The following is a 15,411-nucleotide window of genomic DNA, read 5'->3' on the forward strand; positions in this document are numbered from 1 at the left end:
GTGTGCTCACCGAGGGTCCCATCGTCGCATGGTGTGCCAGTAACGACACGGTCCGTGTCGTTACTGGCTGTAGGGGAAGCTACCGCATGCGGTGCGCCCTTCAAAACGGCCCGGCTGATCTAAGCTCCTCCCATGCCTGAGGCGAGGGGCGGCAGGCCGCGCGACGTGCAGCTGGACGACGTGATCCTGGACGCCACCCGGGAACTCCTGGCGGTCGGCAGCTACGCCGAGTTGTCGATGGATGGGGTCGCCGCCCGCGCCAAGGTGGGCAAGAAGACGTTGTACCGGCGCTGGTCGTCGAAGGCCCCGCTGGTGGCGGAAGCGGTCATCGACGCCTACGGCAGGGGTGGCTCTTTCGACGTCCCCACCACCGGGGACCTGCGGGCGGACCTGAGGACCTGGCTGGTCGAGCACGCCGAGTTCATCGCCGACCCCGCGAGCGCCGCGCTCATCCGCGCGCTCATCGCCGCGGCCGCCGCCAGCACGTTGGACAACGAGGCGCTCGACCAACAGCTGAGCGTCCCGCAGCGTGCCGGCCTGCTGGACCGCCTGCGCCTTGCCGCCGACGACGGCCAGTTGCGTGCCGACGCCGACATCGATGCGGTCGCGAACGCGCTGATGGGCACGTTGCTGCTGCGGTTGCTGAGCCGCACGCCGGCGAACGGCCCGCTCGCCACCGAATTCGACGGGCTCCTCGACGCGATCCTCGGCGGAATCTTGCGCTGATCGGTGCGGGGACACTCCGACCGTTGCGCAGGGGCGACTGATAGCTTCGTCCTCGTGGCAGCGGCGCGGCGTGGCACCGTGACACCGTCGGTTCTTCTGGTCACCGACGACGGTCTGCCACGCGGTGTCTCCGGCGCGGCCGACCCCCATTTCGGCAACGTCGTCAAGCTGTTCGCGCAGCTGTTTCCCGGTCGCCGGTTCGGTGGCGGAGCGTTGAGCGTCTACATCGACGGCGTGCCCGTCGTCGACGTCTGGACGGGGTGGTCGGACCGGGCCGGCACCCAGCGCTGGACCGCCGACACCGGCGCGATGGTGTTCTCGGCGACCAAGGGCGTCGCGTCGACCGTGATCCACCGGCTGGCCGACCGCGGCCTGCTTTCCTACGACGAGCCCGTCGCCGAATACTGGCCGGAGTTCGCGGCCAACGGAAAGGACGAAATCACGGTTCGCGACGTCTTGCGGCATCGCTCCGGGTTGTCGCATCTGCGCGGCGTCACCAAGGCGCAGTTGATGGACCACGCCCTGATGGAGGAGCGCCTCGCCGCAGCACCCGTCGACCATTTGCGCGGCGTGCAGGCCTATCACGCGTTGACCTACGGCTGGCTGCTGTCCGGTCTGGCCAGGGCGGTCACGGGCAAGGGCATGCGGGAGCTGATCCGCCAGGAGGTCGCGCGTCCCCTCAACACCGACGGCGTGCACCTGGGCCGCCCGCCGGAAGGTTCGCCCACCCAGGCCGCGCAGATCCTGATTCCGCACGGCAGGCTGCGCACCCCGGTGTTCAACTTCATCGCACCGAAGGTGGCCGGCCTGCCATTCTCCGGCGCGCTGGGCGCGATGTACTTTCCTGGCGTGGTTTCCCTGATCAAGGGCGACACGCCGTTCCTCGACGGGGAGGTCCCCGCCGCCAACGGCGTGGTCACCGGCCGCGGGCTGGCGAAGATGTATGCCGTGCTGGCCAACGACGGCCGCATCGACGGCAAGAAGTATTTGTCCGAGGAGCTGGCGCGCGGTCTGGCGGGGCAGGCCCGCCGGAAGTGGCCCGACGCGAACATGGTGGTGCCCATGCCATTTCACCTCGGCTACCACGAATCGCCGGTGCCCGGTTTGCTGCGCGGTTTCGGCCACGTCGGTCTCGGTGGAACGCTCGGCTGGGCCGACCCCGAAGCCGGCAGCTCGTTCGGTTTCGTCCACAACCGGTTGCTGACGCCGTTGCTGTTCGACATGGGATCCTTTGCGGGCCTGGCCCGTCCGCTGCGCAACGCCATCCTGGCCGCCCGCGATCAGGGTCCGCTGCGGGTGCCGCAACTGGGCGCCGCCTACGCCAAGCCCGCCCGGCGCAAGGCGGCCCTATAACCGGGCGGCGACGAAGTTCGCGGCCTGGGCCGTCATCCCGGACTGCACATACGAGGCGTGCGCGAAGACGTTGATGTTGGAGCCACTGGAACACGCCGGGTCGCCGTCCGCGCACATGTCGATGGTCTTCGCGGCGTACGGCGGACCGATCGGGGGGAACACGGCGCCCGACAAGCGATTCGCGAGTGCGCTCGTCGGATTGCCGAAGACGGCGATCGCCGCGACATGATCAGCCGCCTGGGGCGCCATGGCCGGCGTGGCCAGATCGATCACACCCGCGCCCTGCGAAAATCCGCCGAGCACCATTCTGGTGTTGGGGCAGCGTCCCATCATGTCCTGTACGTGAGCAACCAGGTCATCGGCACCGTTTTGGGCGCTCGCCGCGAAAGCCTCAGTCGCGGGGTAGTTCACCGGGTAGACACCCATCGATCGGCCGGAAATCTGGGAGCCGAGCGAGTCGACGAACGCCTGGCCCACGTTGCCGACACCCGGGGGCTGGCCGGTGCCGCGAGCGAACGCCACCTCGACGGCGGGACACGGATCGGCATGTACGGCAGGGCTGCTGAGCGTCCCGCCCGACGCCGCCGACGTCACCGCGATCGCAACGCAAAGGACGCGAAGGATGTGGTGGGCGCTCACCGCTTAATGCTGACATACGCGTTCCCCTTGGGCAGCGTCAGCGGAAGGTCGGCGTAGGTGACGATGCCCGGCGCCGCCGCGACGACGGCCGGGATCGCGTTGATGGCGGGCATCGCCGTCATGATGTGCCCGAGATCCATGAACTCCTCGAGCGTCGTGGCCTCGAAGTACGGCGGCGGCAGGAAGCCGACCTTGGTGGTCACCGTCGGCTGCCCGTCGATCTGAATGACCCAGCCGTCCTGGTCGATCTTCCAGTCGGGTTCGAGCGTCTGCCCCTTGCGCCACCGCACATTCAGGTCGATCAGGGTGGTGTCGCCGACGATGCCCTGCCAGCTGATGTAGACCCCCGCCACGCATCCCGCGGGGATGGTCCACGACGCCATCTCGAGATCCGCCGTGGTCTGGGCGAACTCGGCCACGCACTTCACCTCATCGAGTTCGACGCCGAGCGCATCGCCCACCAGCCGGACGGCCTCACCGAAGATGGCCGTTCCCTTCGCCGCCATCGCCTGCAGCTCCGGGTGGTCGATCGGCTGCCCGAAGCCCACCGGCTTCTCGGTTTCCGGTGAATCGTAGAACGTGGTGTCGGCGGCCTCGTTGACCGTGACCTTGTCGATCCGGTTGCACACCATCGCCGACACGATCGCCAACAGCTCGGCGAAACCAGGGCTGACCCCGGACCCGAAGATCGTCGAGCCGCCCTTCTCGCAGGCCTCCGATAACTTCTCGCGGCCCTTGCCGAGGTTTCCCCCGGTGATGAACGACGCCGTGGTGACCACGTTGACGCCCGCGGACAGGATGCGGACCAGCTCGTCGACATCGATCCACATCGGGTTGTAAACCACGCAGTCCGGTTTCAGCGCCAGCAGCGCGTCGACATCATTGGTGGCCGCCACGCCCAGCGGCGGGATCCCGACCAGATCGCCGGCGTCGCGGCCGACCTTGTCCGCCGACCAGGCATAGCAGCCCACCAGTTCATACGTGGGGTTGGCGACGATCGACTTCAGCGAGCTCTTGCCGACATTGCCGGTGTTCCACTGAACCACTCGATAGTTGTTTGGCACTCGCACAGCATAGGGAATCGCGGCCGCCGTTAGTAGGCGGATTCGGCCGCCAATATTTCCGCGAGGAAGGCGTCGCCGGGCGGCCGGTCCAGCCGGGCCCGCACCCACCGGCGCACCCGTTCCCGGGTCTCGGGCGACTCCGTCGTCTCGGCCCCGACGCGCACCGACGTCGCCGACCAATCGTGGTCCCAGGCCGCCGATTCGGTGAGCGGACGTTGTTGGCCGTCGACCAGGGGGAGCGTTGCGCGGCCGTCGGCGTCCAGGGCGCCGGTGCCGGAAATGGCCCCGGAGCGCAGTCGCACCGCCAGGCCGGTGGGTGCGTGCGGGCCGATGACGGCCGCCCGTACGACGGCTGTCCCGCCCGCCTCGACCGTCCACTCGACCGTGTTCTCGCCCGCGTCGAAGATGCCGGGCGGAACCCCACCCCAGTTGACGGACGCGACGCCACGGGCAATCGGAGCCACGGCGCGCGCGCCTGCGCCCGCGCCGGCGGCCAGGGCGTAGTCGTCGCGGCGTCCGCTGGGCTCGGTCAACACCGCGCCCGAATCATCAAGGACCGCATACAGTTCGGGCCAGCCGGGGCCGTCCACCCCCAATTCGTCGGCCAGATCGGCGCCGGCCCGCACCAAATCGAGTGCGCGCGGATCACCGTCCGCGGCGTGCGCGGCCAGGGCCGCGGCGTGCGGCGCCAGCAATTCCGTGACATCGGAATCCAAGGTGTCGTCGGCGAAGAAGCCCTGCGCGCCGGCGGTCAGCAACGCGACTTCGAGGTCCAGCAACGCGCGGTCCAGGTCGGCGATGCCGTCCTGTCGGCTCGCCGGCCACCAGCGCCGCAGCCAATGGCCCACGGCCAGCCTGCGGAGCGGGCCGACCGAGCCCGGCAGGATGTCCACGCCGGCGAGGTCGATGCTGCGCGGGTCGTCCGCCGACCCCACAGCGGAAGCCAGGGCGACGTGGCCGGACTCCCCTAGGATCCGCCAAAGCCATTCGGCGCGTGGGAGATCGGTGAACGTGATGTGGGTCGCCGCATCGTCCGGGTCGCCTGGCTCGTCCAAGGTCCACGACAGCACCGCGCCACTGACTTCCAGCACCGCGGCCAGCGGCGTCGCCTCGCTGACGGGGCCGGTGCTCCACAGACCGGATTCGGCGACCAATCTCATCCGGCCACCTGCAATTCCAGCATCGCCTTGATCCGCTGCCGGTGGTCCAGGCTCACCGACCGCGCCACCCCCTCGAGCAGCGACCGCACGTCATCGACGTCATCGCAGGGCTCCTGCCACACGTCGCGCCCGTGCAGCCGCGCCCACAGGCGGCTCAGGTAGGGCTGCGCGTACGCGGCGAGGTCGTCGACCACCTGCCGTTGGCGTGGATGGAGGGGGCCGCCCTCGGCGAGGTAGCGCCGGGCGTGCAGTACGTAGGCCTCCTTGCGCAACCGCGCCTGAATCTGCGCCGCCAGGGCGTAGCGGCCGGCGGCGGACGGGTCCAGCGGGTCCAGCTCCACCGCGATCTCGATACCCGCGACCAGCGTGGCCTGCTTGTCCTCGGACAGCAGCCCCCAGGGCGCGCAGGCCCGGTCGACTTCCTCCTCGCAGAGCAGCGGGATATCGGGCAACGCGTCGCGGTCCAGGGCACGCCGTAGGGTCGCGCGCACCCGGTCCACCACGCTGCGATCCAGCGGCCGGTCGCTATCGGATTCGCCGGCGACGCGCGGGGGACGTTGCGGCGCAACTGAACTCAGGCCCAGCTCGACGATCGACCACGGCAGGTGCGCCCCCTCGACCCGGGCCAGGGCACCCAGGTTGTACGGCGTGGCGTCGGCGATCATCGCCGACCAGACGCGCTGCCGGGCCGTCGCGGTGCCGTGGCTGTTGGCGGGTCCGAGGACGGTGGCGAGCTCGGCCAGGAAGGGGCCGGTGACAGTCGCCGGGGCTGTTTCCGGGGCCCGCACGTCCCGCCAGCTGCGGTCGAGCTGGTCGGCCAGCTTGGCGACCGCTTCGGGATCGGCCACGTACTGGTGCAGCACCTCGATCGCGGTGCGGTCGCGGCCCTGGTGGAGGTCGCCCAGCACCGCGGCCGCCGTCTCGCGATCCTGCGGTGCCGGTGGGCCTTTCGTCACCGCGAGCTCGAAGCACACCGGGAAGTACAGTTCTTGCGCGTTGCCGGTGCGGATGCGCTGCCTGCGCCGCTCCAACTTGAGGACGTCGAACCACGCTGCGGCCGAGCGCAATTCGGGGCCGCTGCCGACGATCAGGTCACGCATCGCCGCGGCCGTCTCGGGGTTGACTACGGGCGCCGAATATTGCGGGTTGGACCGCAACCGGAGCACCAACGGGTCGATGATGCGTTTGACGGTGCGGCTCAGCGGGCCGCCGTCGTCGCTGCTGAGCACCTCCACGCCGGGGCCGATCGCCCGCCACGCCGCGTCGATCACCGACCGGCGGGGGTGCCCGACCGCGACGGCCAGCTGCGAATCCGCGCTCATCTGCACAGAATAGGGGCATCGCGCAAAACACGGCAGCCGAAAACTTGGGTTCGGTAGCCGGTCGGCGGCTTCACCCTGGTCGCATGAACAAGCTGTTGGTGCTGGTTGACCGGATCAGGTGCGCCCGGCGGCGGGGCGGCGGGGACCGCGTCGTCGGGGTCGGTACCGTGCGCACGGTCGAGCGTCAGGTTTTCATCGAGGTGGTCGCCGTCTCCGGGGAGACGTTCATCGGCAAGCTGGCGCGTTGCGGCGACGACCTCGACATGTCGATGCTGCGCCCCGGCCTGGTCGTTCTGGTTGCGTTCGATCCCGCTGCGCGCGAGAAACTTTCGCTGCCCGACGACGTGTTGGCGGTGCACGCGGCGTGGGTGGCCTCGCTGTGAGCGCTACCGTGCGCCGTCCACCGCGAAGGTGACCACCGCGCCCCAGTACAGCGGGCTGGCCGTGGCATCGCCGTCGCGCCAGCGCCGCATCTGTTCGCGCTGCCAACGGTTCACAGCGCACCCGGCGTCGGCTTCGGTGTCGTGGGCGCGATCCACGGCGGCCACGACGTCGGCCATCGGATCGGCGGCCGCCGTGGCGAATTGCCGATACGCGGCGGTGGTGGGCAGCGACCACAGGGTGGCGGTCACCAACTGTGCGCCGCCCAGGATCATCGCCGCCACCAGCCCGGTGGCCTCGTCGAATTGATAGTCGCCACCCGACCCGCATGCGAGCAGGGCCACCCGCGGCGGCATCGGCAGTTGCAGGGCCATCAGGTCCGACGCGGTGAGCGGGCGGTGATCACCGATCGCATCGGCGTCGCCGGGGGTCTCGGCGGTATCGGCCAGGTGCAGCGCGGCCCGATCCGCTTGACCGTCCGCCGAACTCGCGTGCCCGACGTAGAACAGCCGGCTGGGGGCCTGAGCCAGCAGCTTGGCCAGCCACGTGCGATCGGCGTCTTGGCGGCGGAACAGTTCGACCGCGGCGTAGACGGGCGGCAGCACCGGCCGGTGCTCCATCACGTTGGTAAAGTGCCGCGCCAACGGTGTTTCCGGCGAGGGCCTGCCGAGCACCGACCCCAGCGCGGAGTCCGGGCGCTGCCCCGGCACCCGGGGGTCGAGGACCAGGAGCGGCGCACCGTCTTTCCTCGAGTCCCATCGGTTCGGCACCCGCGGTGAGTGCACGATGTTCGGTGGGACCGCCATCAGGACGTCGACCAATTCCATCAGCCGGTGGCCGTCGGTATGTTTCCCGATATCGGCAAGCTGCCAGGGGATCCGGGCCGCGGCCCTGCCGCTGGCGGTGATGGCCTCCTGGCGGGCGCGCACCAATTCCTCCTTGCTGGGCCCCGATTTCGGCACCGCCAGCAATCCCCACGGGACGCGCGCCAGCCGCGCGCTGGGCGAGACGAACAGCACCGCGCGCGGCGTGGCAACGCACTCCGTCAACAGCTGCCAGGCCGCGGAGCTGATCAGCAACACCCCGAGGATGTAGGCGAGCGTCAGTTCGCTCTCCGGCGCCGCGAACGGTCCGGAGGTCAGGGCACGCTCGATGGCGTCCCGCCGGCCCTCGGAGCCGTGGGGCTCGGGCAGGGCGTTCGCCAGCTCTTCCAGCGCGGCCAGCAGCAGCGGCTCTTCGACCACCCAGGTCACGGTTTTCGACGGCTGCCCGACGATCCGCAAGCTGGCGTAGGTGGCGATCCCCACGTCGGCGTAACGCAGGATCAGGGTGGTCCGGTCGGTGTCGCTCATGGCCAGGTCGACCAGGCGGGCTCGCCCGCGGTGACGTCGCGGCCATAGCGCTGGAACGCCAGCGCGCGATAGTGGCTCAGGATCGGCTCGGCGTCCGGCTGCATCCGCAACGGCGGCAACGGTCCGAGCCGGGTCAGCGATGTGCCACCGGGAGCCGGCGAGCCGGCCGCGGCCAGCGCCGGGGCCGGCTCCAGGTCGGTATCGACGGGGACGGGGGCGGTGGCCGTCAACGCCCATTCACCGGCCCGCGGCCGCTGCGGACCCGTATCGAAAGTCCCTCGCGCGCTGTGGTACTCGACCAGCTCACTGATCAGTTCAGTGTTCTCCCATTCCCAGGCGACGGCGAACGCGCCGGCCAGGACGGGGGCCGAAATGCTGGTGGCCCAGCGTGCTCGCGCGTCGGCGTCGACGATCGAGTACCGCACCGAGTCAACGGCCAGCGCGGCCGGCACCTTGAGCTCGGCGGCCTGTTGCAGTTTGGTCAGGCCCCGCCAGTATTCCTCGGTGCCGACCTCGCCGTGGAGGATGCCGAGTCCCTCCGCCTGCCGCGCCTCGGTCTCCTGCAGCGTCTCGTCGGGATCGCCAGAACTGTCGAAACCGAGGTCCGCCGACGCGTCCGCGCGCCACACCGTACCGAGATGATTGTCGAGCAGCGCGTACTGCAGCCAGCTGCTGCGCGGCGACGAGTCAAGAAGTTCGCGGGCCTGGGCGATCAGCTCGACCGCGTCGGCGAACCGGCTCCAGAATATCGCTATCCAGCTGCGTTGCAACAAGATACGGTGCAGGTGCAGCGGCTTGCCCAATTCCCGCCAGAACCGCTCGGCGTGTTCCCAGCATTCGTCGGCGGCTTCCAGTGCGCCGGCCCCCAGCCGGGTGAGGCCCATGTACAGCCAGCAGCGGGCGACGTCGTGCGCCCGGGCGTGCCGGGCGATGACCGGATAAGCCTCCGATACCAATTGCTCGGTGCCGGCGTGGTCGTTCGCCGCCCAGCACGCCACCGCCCGCTCCAATCGCGCACGCGCCGTGGCCAGTTCCCAGCCATTGGCCTGCGCCCGCGCTTCCGCGCGACGCAGCCAGGGATCGGCTTCCGACAGCCGGCCCGTTTCGACGCAGAACCTGCCGTACCCGATGCCGGCGACCACCCGAACGTGGTCCGCGGCCTCGCCGCTCCCACGGTAGTCGCCGATACCGCGAACCACGCGCTCCCACAACGGGACTGATCGCACATGCAGGTCGTCGTCGCACAGCGCCCTCGCGCACAACACCAGCGCATGGACGCGCAGGCGCTCATGTTCGTCGGCCAGGCCGGGAATATCCGTGTCGTCATCCAACACCGCCAGCGCCGTCGCCGCGCCTTCGTGATCGCCGATCGCCGCGGCCAAGCCGGTCTGCAGAAACTGAGCCCGCCGCGAGTACCGACGGATCATGTGTGCGATGTCGGCGTCGGCGGGCATGTTCGCGTAGATCGCCACGCAGTCTCGGATGCGCCGGATGGATTCGCGCACCCCGTCATTCGCGCCGCGGTCAAGGTAGGTCTCGCCGAGCTGCGCGAGGACTTCCAGCATGAAATCGTCCCGATCTTCCCGCTCGATGCGCGGTATCAAGGACAGCAACAGATCGCGGGCCCCGGCGTCGTCGGCCGCGAACGCCAGGCGGCGCGCGTTGTCCAACTCGTCGGGGATCGACACGGCTGCATCATAAGTCCCGGGGTGTCGTCCGGGCATCCGAAAGCGGCGAGCGGCGGACGCGTGATCCAGGCACGTCCGCCGCTCGGTCGCGACCGATCAGCCGCAGGTCACCTTGATGTTGAAGTCCTTGGTGATCATTCCGGCCATCGGGTTCTTCAAGTCGGCGCCCTGCGCCTGGCCCGTGATGGTGTAGGTCTTGCCGTCCACGGCCACGTTGGCCGAGCCGACCTTCGCGCCCATGTTGTTGCTGACCGACAGGGCGTTACCGTCGACAACCATTGCCAGCGACTCGACCTTCGGGGTGGCCTCGTCGGTCATCACGACGGCGAGCGCCTGCCGTCCGCCGCTGGAGCCACTGCCGATGTCGATCTTGCCGCCGGTCTTGACGCAGGTCACCGAGGCCGGGTCCAGGCCCGCCAGGTCGGTGCCGCCAACCTTGACCTGTGCGCCGCCACCGTTGGCGACGCTGGGTGCCGTGCTCGATGCCGGGCTGGCCGTGTGGCCGCCGCTGGAGCACCCCACCAGCACCGATGCGGCGCCCAGTGTCCCAATCGCAGCCGCGAGAAGACGTTTCACTTTGAGGTTTCCTTCCTTCATGCGCCGCCCCGGTGGCGTCGCCATGGCGCAAGTACAGTCCGCGCGATTCGCTACCGATCCCAAACTCCGCGGCGTCGAGCCGGTAGGCTGCGTCGAGGTCGGCGCTGACGAAGGGAGGCACGCGATGCTGAGCGTGAAGTGGCTGGAAAAGCCTGAGGCCCATGACTTCCCGGCGGCAGCGGACTACCTGGCCATGCTCGCCGACTCGGCAACCGTCAAGAAGGTGATCAAGAAGCTGAAGGCCGGGCCGGTCGCCCACCGGAAGGCCAAAGACATTCTGCGGGCGGCGCGGCTGGGCCTGCTGCCGGTCGACAATCCCCATGTTGCGGCGGACCTGACCAAAATCGAGAAGGGCCAACCGCTGTCGCCCATCCTGCTGGTACGCGGCGACTTCCCGACCGGTGTCCCGTTGCAGATCGCCGACGGCTACCACCGCGTGTGCGCGAGCTACCACACCGATGAGAACACCGACATTCCGGTCGTCATCGCGGCCGTGAGCCGCTGACCGAGGACGTGACCGTGATCGACATCAAGACCGTGGAATCCGTGCGGGTGCTGACCTTGTCGTCGGGTCCCGTCAACGCCCAGGACGTCGAGCTGCTCGAGGAGCTGACCTCGGCGGTCCGCGACCTGGGGCGTTCGGACGCCGGCGCGCTGGTTGTCACCGGCGCCGGCCGGGCGTTCAGCGCGGGGGTCGACCTCAACCGCGTGGTGGACGGCGGCGCCGGGTACACCGATCGCCTGGTCCCGGCGCTGTCCGCGGCGTTCGAGGCGGTGTTCTGCTATCCGGGCCCGACCGTCGCCGCGATCAACGGCGCCGCGATCGCGGGCGGATGCGTGCTCGCGTGCGCCTGCGACCGCCGCCTCATCGGCCCCGAGGCGCAGATCGGGGCGGCCGAGGTGCGCGTCGGCGTGCCGTTTCCGGTCGCCGCGCTGGAGGTCATGCGCTACGCGTGCGGGGATCACGCCGAGGAAGTGCTGCTGGGCGGGCGCACCTATCGGGGGCCCGAGGCCGTGGCCCGCGGACTGGCCCATCGCGTGGTCGCCGACGATCTCGTCGAGGCGGCCGTCGCGGAGGCGTCCGATCTCGGCGGCATCCCGGCCGACGCCTATCGCCAGACCAAGACCCAGCTGCGGGCGCCGACGATGGCGCGGATCCGCGAGGGCGGGGGTATCGACGACGAGGTCCGCCAGATGTGGGGCGCGGACGAGACCCTGCAACGCATCGCCGCCTACGTGGAGCGCCTGCGGCGGCGCGACTGATCAGTCCTCGTCGAGCGCGACACCGCCCCTGGTCCGCCGGCGCCGCATCCGATGCGACCCCTTCCCCGTCGGGCGGCGGTTGCGCAACTTGGCCTGGGCGTCTTCGGTCTCCTCGGTGGCCTCGGCGGTCTCTTCCGCCGGCTCGGGAGCAGCGGCCACCTCGGTCTCGTCGGAGGTCTCGGCCTTGACGGTCTCGGTCTCCTCCGCCTCAGCCTCGGCGTCTTCGGCCTCCGACTCGTCGGCGTCTTCGGCTTCTTCCTCGGCTTCTTCCTCGGTGTCGGCCTCCTCGCCCTCTTTGCGGCGCAACCGACGCTTCTTGGGTTTCTTCGCCTTGATCGGTTTCGGCGGCGGCGGCGGCAACTCGGCGACAAACGACAGGTAGAACGCGAAGAACCCGAGCACGGCGATCGCGGCGGCCGCGCCATAAATGGCGAACAGATACTGTCCGGCGGCGTCCAGGCTCAGCCAGATCTCGCTGATCGCCGTGCCGATGATGAGCACACCCGCCAGCACATGGGCCACGATCGAGGCGACCCTGAGGGTGAGGGCCAGCTGCGGGGTCCCCAGCTCCGGCTTGCGCACCCGCAACAGGTTGAACACCACGGGCAGTGCGGCCAGGGCGAACAGCGCACCCGCCGCGATACGCAGCGCCGTCCCCAACGAATGCGTGGTGTCACCCATCAGCTCCGGCCAACGGGGCAACACGAAAAAGAAGTAGAGGACGCCGGCAGCGATCGAGAAAGTCGCGTGCCACGGGATGGCGACCTTGCGCCCCATAAGCCTCCTCATGCTGGTGGCTCAGGCCAGCCTAAAGGCGACCAACCCGATTCCAAACCATCGTGCCCGTCCGCGTGGCGGACCAATTGCGGAGGATGCGGGATTTGAACCCGCGAGGGCTGTTAACCCAACCCGCGTTCCAGGCGAGCGCCATAGGCCACTAGGCGAATCCTCCGTGGCCATGGTAACCGAGTGTCTTGAGGGCTCTGTGGCCGCCGCCGCTCGCTGCGCGCCAGGTACTAGACTCGTCGTGGACCCCGCGCGGCGTCTATCCTATGAACTCCCCCAGGGCCGGAAGGCAGCAAGGGTCAATGGGCTCTGTCGGGTGCGCGGGGTCCCCTTAGGTTTGATGAGTGGCAACCCGCTGCGCCCGGCTTCGCCGCGCTTGCGATCGCCACTCTGCAGCGTTCGACAGCGAAAGGGTCCATGGTGTCGCTGGATTCCCTCAGCCCGGAAGAGCTTGCCGCCGCGCACGCGCGCAACCAGCAGGATTACGCGGATCTGCAGGCCAAGAAGTTGGCCCTGGACCTGACCCGCGGCAAACCGGCGCCCGAGCAGCTCGACCTGTCCAACCAGCTGCTGAGCCTGCCCGGGGACGACTACCGCGATAGTGAGGGCACCGACACCCGCAACTACGGCGGCCTGCACGGCCTGCCCGAGCTGCGGGCCATCTTCGGCGAGCTGCTCGGCATTCCAGTGCCCAACCTGATCGCCGGCAACAACTCCAGCCTGGAGCTGATGCACGACCTCGTCGCCTTCTCGATGCTGTATGGCGGCGTCGACTCGCAGCGCCCCTGGAAGGACGAACCGAGCGTCAAGTTCCTGTGCCCCGTTCCCGGGTATGACCGGCACTTCGCCATCACCGAGACGATGGGCATCGAGATGATCCCCGTCCCGATGCTGCAGGACGGCCCCGACGTCGACCTGATCGAGGAGCTGGTCGCCGTCGACCCCGCCATCAAGGGCATGTGGACGGTGCCGGTGTTCGGCAACCCCACCGGAATTACCTACTCCTGGGAAACGGTGCGCCGGCTCGTCCAGATGCGGACGGCGGCGCCCGACTTCCGGCTGTTCTGGGACAACGCGTACGCGGTGCACACGCTGACGCACGACTTCATCCGCCAGGTCGACGTGCTCGGGCTGGCGGCCAAGGCCGGCAACCCCAACCGGCCGTACGTTTTCGCGTCCACCTCCAAGATCACCTTCGCCGGTGCCGGCGTGAGCTTCCTGGGCGGATCGCTGGGCAACATCGCGTGGTACCTGCAATACGCGGGGAAGAAGTCGATCGGCCCGGACAAGGTCAACCAGCTGCGGCACCTGCGCTTCTTCCGAGACGCCGACGGGGTACGCCTGCACATGCTGCGCCACCAGCAGATACTGGCGCCGAAATTCGAATTGGCGCTGGACATCCTGGACAAGCGGCTGAGCGACTCCAAGATCGCGTCGTGGACCGAACCCCAGGGCGGCTACTTCATCAGCCTCGACGTGTTGCCCGGCACGGCGCGCCGGACCGTGGCCCTGGCCAAGGACGCGGGCATCGCCGTGACCGAGGCGGGTGCGTCGTTCCCGTACCGAAAAGACCCGGACGACAAGAACATCCGGATCGCGCCCACCTTCCCGTCGCTGCCGGACCTGCGCGACGCGGTCGACGGACTGGCCACCTGCGCGCTGCTGGCGGCCTCGGAGTCGTTGCTGGCGCCCTCCGCATACAGCGTGCGCTGACGGCGACGACACGCCGGGTGAGTCCACCGTGGGTTCGCACTCGAAGCCGCTGCCGCACACTCGACGCCAGCCGCGCTCTGGTCGGCCGGCGCCGGTAGCCTGCTGACCGTGGCCCTCTACCGCAAGTACCGACCGGCAACCTTCGCCGAGGTGGTGGGGCAGCAGCACGTCACCGAACCGCTGTCGATCGCCCTGGAAGCCGGCCGGATCAACCACGCCTATCTGTTCTCCGGTCCGCGCGGTTGCGGAAAAACCTCGTCGGCGCGCATCCTGGCGCGCTCGCTCAACTGCGCGCAGGGGCCGACGGCCAATCCGTGCGGGGTGTGCGAATCCTGCACGGCGCTGGCTCCGAACGCCCCGGGCAGCATCGACGTGGTGGAGCTGGACGCCGCCAGCCACGGCGGCGTGGACGACACGCGTGAGCTGCGGGACCGCGCGTTCTACGCGCCGGCGCAGTCGCGCTACCGGGTGTTCATCATCGACGAGGCGCACATGGTGACCACCGCAGGTTTCAACGCGCTGCTCAAGATCGTGGAGGAGCCGCCCGAGCACCTCATCTTCATCTTCGCCACCACCGAGCCGGAGAAGGTGCTGCCGACGATCCGGTCGCGCACCCACCACTACCCGTTCCGGCTGCTGCCGCCGAAAACCATGCGGGCGTTGATCGGGCGGATCTGCGAGCAGGAGGGCGTCGTCGTCGACGACGCGGTCTTCCCGCTGGTGATCCGCGCCGGCGGCGGCTCCCCACGCGACACGCTGTCGGTGCTCGATCAGCTGGTCGCCGGAGCCGACGACAACCACATCACCTACCCGCGGGCGCTCGGGCTGCTGGGCGCCACCGACGTCGCGCTGATCGACGACGCGGTGGACGCCCTCGCCGCGTCGGACGCCGAGGCGTTGTTCGGCGCGGTGGAGTCGGTGATCGACGCGGGCCACGACCCGCGGCGCTTCGCCACCGACCTGCTGGACCGGTTCCGCGACCTCATCGTGTTGCAAGCGGTTCCGGACGCGATCAGCCGCGGCGTGGTGGACGCCCCCGAGGACGTGCTCGACCGGATGCGCGACCAGGCGACCCGCCTCGGGTCGGCCACCCTGACCCGCTACGCCGAGGTCGTGCAGGCGGGGCTGGGCGAGATGCGGGGCGCGACGGCCCCGCGGCTGCTGCTCGAAGTCGTCTGCGCGCGGCTGCTGCTGCCCTCGGCCAGCGACACCGAGTCGGCACTGCTGCAGCGCGTCGAGCGGATCGAGACCCGGTTGGAGATGTCGATCCCCGCCTCCGAGACGGCCGCCGCGCACCCGTCGCGGCCGGCGGTGGCCGCGCCCGTGCGGCCCCGCAAGGAGGCCACCCCGCCGAACGAGGCCACCCC

15 protein-coding genes, 1 tRNA gene and 1 other RNA gene are annotated in these 15,411 nt (G+C 69.7%); 8 read left to right on the forward strand and 9 right to left on the reverse strand.

From position 1 onward, the window contains the following. Positions 1-132 precede the first annotated feature (132 nt). Together AWC17_RS10755 and lipL are read left to right on the forward strand one after the other, a co-directional pair. Positions 133-726 carry a TetR/AcrR family transcriptional regulator gene (locus AWC17_RS10755; protein ID WP_046182001.1) on the forward strand — a complete coding sequence of 198 codons (594 nt, stop codon included), beginning with the start codon at positions 133-135 and terminating at the stop codon, positions 724-726. Positions 727-804: 78 nt separating this feature from the next. Beyond that, complete coding sequence (lipL, locus tag AWC17_RS10760; RefSeq protein ID WP_046182032.1) at positions 805-2,079, forward strand: esterase/beta-lactamase LipL; 1,275 nt, start codon at positions 805-807, stop codon at positions 2,077-2,079. On the opposite strand, the gene AWC17_RS10765 is transcribed toward lipL, so the two are convergent. The 4 genes from AWC17_RS10765 to AWC17_RS10780 are packed head-to-tail and all read right to left on the reverse strand — an operon-like array spanning position 2,074 to position 6,264. Next, positions 2,074-2,718, reverse strand: coding sequence for a cutinase family protein (locus AWC17_RS10765; protein WP_082122827.1), 645 nt, complete (start codon positions 2,716-2,718; stop codon positions 2,074-2,076). The genes lipL and AWC17_RS10765 overlap by 6 nt on opposite strands. Further along, on the reverse strand, positions 2,715-3,782 hold the full coding sequence (locus AWC17_RS10770) for an NAD(P)H-dependent amine dehydrogenase family protein (protein ID WP_046182000.1): 1,068 nt from the start codon (positions 3,780-3,782) through the stop codon (positions 2,715-2,717). Before AWC17_RS10770 ends, AWC17_RS10765 begins: the two co-directional genes overlap by 4 nt. Positions 3,783-3,811: 29 nt before the next feature. Further along, complete coding sequence (locus AWC17_RS10775) at positions 3,812-4,942, reverse strand: hypothetical protein (RefSeq protein ID WP_047323707.1); 1,131 nt, start codon at positions 4,940-4,942, stop codon at positions 3,812-3,814. Further along, positions 4,939-6,264, reverse strand: coding sequence for a hypothetical protein (locus AWC17_RS10780; protein ID WP_046182030.1), 1,326 nt, complete (start codon positions 6,262-6,264; stop codon positions 4,939-4,941). Before AWC17_RS10780 ends, AWC17_RS10775 begins: the two co-directional genes overlap by 4 nt. A gap of 44 nt (positions 6,265-6,308) precedes the next feature. Here AWC17_RS10780 and AWC17_RS10785 point away from each other — a divergent pair, with 44 nt between their 5' ends. Continuing rightward, complete coding sequence (locus tag AWC17_RS10785) at positions 6,309-6,647, forward strand: hypothetical protein (protein ID WP_085164617.1); 339 nt, start codon at positions 6,309-6,311, stop codon at positions 6,645-6,647. A gap of 3 nt (positions 6,648-6,650) precedes the next feature. Here the strand turns inward: AWC17_RS10785 and AWC17_RS10790 are convergent, their stop codons facing one another. The 3 genes from AWC17_RS10790 to AWC17_RS10800 form a co-directional block, all read right to left on the reverse strand. Further along, positions 6,651-7,997, reverse strand: a complete 1,347-nt coding sequence (locus AWC17_RS10790; RefSeq protein ID WP_085164618.1) for a CHAT domain-containing protein — start codon at positions 7,995-7,997, stop codon at positions 6,651-6,653. After that, the gene (locus tag AWC17_RS10795) at positions 7,994-9,685 is read right to left on the reverse strand and encodes a hypothetical protein (protein ID WP_085164620.1); all 1,692 of its coding nucleotides are present in this window, start codon (positions 9,683-9,685) and stop codon (positions 7,994-7,996) included. The genes AWC17_RS10790 and AWC17_RS10795 overlap by 4 nt, the downstream gene beginning before the upstream one ends. A 96-nt stretch (positions 9,686-9,781) precedes the next feature. After that, positions 9,782-10,282, reverse strand: coding sequence for a lipoprotein LpqH (locus AWC17_RS10800; RefSeq protein WP_414738880.1), 501 nt, complete (start codon positions 10,280-10,282; stop codon positions 9,782-9,784). Between the two features lie 124 nt (positions 10,283-10,406). Here AWC17_RS10800 and AWC17_RS10805 point away from each other — a divergent pair, with 124 nt between their 5' ends. Further along, on the forward strand, positions 10,407-10,787 hold the full coding sequence (locus tag AWC17_RS10805) for a hypothetical protein (protein WP_046182028.1): 381 nt from the start codon (positions 10,407-10,409) through the stop codon (positions 10,785-10,787). Positions 10,788-10,801: 14 nt separating this feature from the next. Continuing rightward, entirely contained in the window at positions 10,802-11,545 is a 744-nt protein-coding gene (locus AWC17_RS10810) for an enoyl-CoA hydratase/isomerase family protein (RefSeq protein ID WP_231614248.1), read from the forward strand. Here the strand turns inward: AWC17_RS10810 and lucA are convergent, their stop codons facing one another. Both lucA and AWC17_RS10820 read right to left on the reverse strand, forming a co-directional pair. Beyond that, positions 11,546-12,322 carry a lipid uptake coordinator LucA gene (lucA, locus tag AWC17_RS10815; RefSeq protein WP_046186857.1) on the reverse strand — a complete coding sequence of 259 codons (777 nt, stop codon included), beginning with the start codon at positions 12,320-12,322 and terminating at the stop codon, positions 11,546-11,548. A gap of 89 nt (positions 12,323-12,411) precedes the next feature. After that, a tRNA-Ser gene (locus AWC17_RS10820) sits at positions 12,412-12,497 on the reverse strand. A gap of 74 nt (positions 12,498-12,571) precedes the next feature. Here AWC17_RS10820 and ffs point away from each other — a divergent pair. From ffs to AWC17_RS10835, 3 genes are all read left to right on the forward strand, one after another. Further along, positions 12,572-12,666: signal recognition particle sRNA small type (gene ffs / locus AWC17_RS10825), an RNA gene on the forward strand. A gap of 85 nt (positions 12,667-12,751) precedes the next feature. Next, positions 12,752-14,044 (forward strand): aspartate aminotransferase type Ic, encoded by a 1,293-nt coding sequence (locus AWC17_RS10830; RefSeq protein ID WP_141224578.1) that lies wholly within the window; start codon positions 12,752-12,754, stop codon positions 14,042-14,044. A 108-nt stretch (positions 14,045-14,152) separates the two neighbouring features. Next, on the forward strand, positions 14,153-15,411 hold a 1,259-nt coding region (locus tag AWC17_RS10835), incomplete at its 3' end, for a DNA polymerase III subunits gamma/tau (RefSeq protein WP_085164622.1).

The organism is Mycobacterium nebraskense (genome assembly GCF_002102255.1).
Classification (GTDB): Bacteria; Actinomycetota; Actinomycetes; order Mycobacteriales; family Mycobacteriaceae; genus Mycobacterium; species Mycobacterium nebraskense.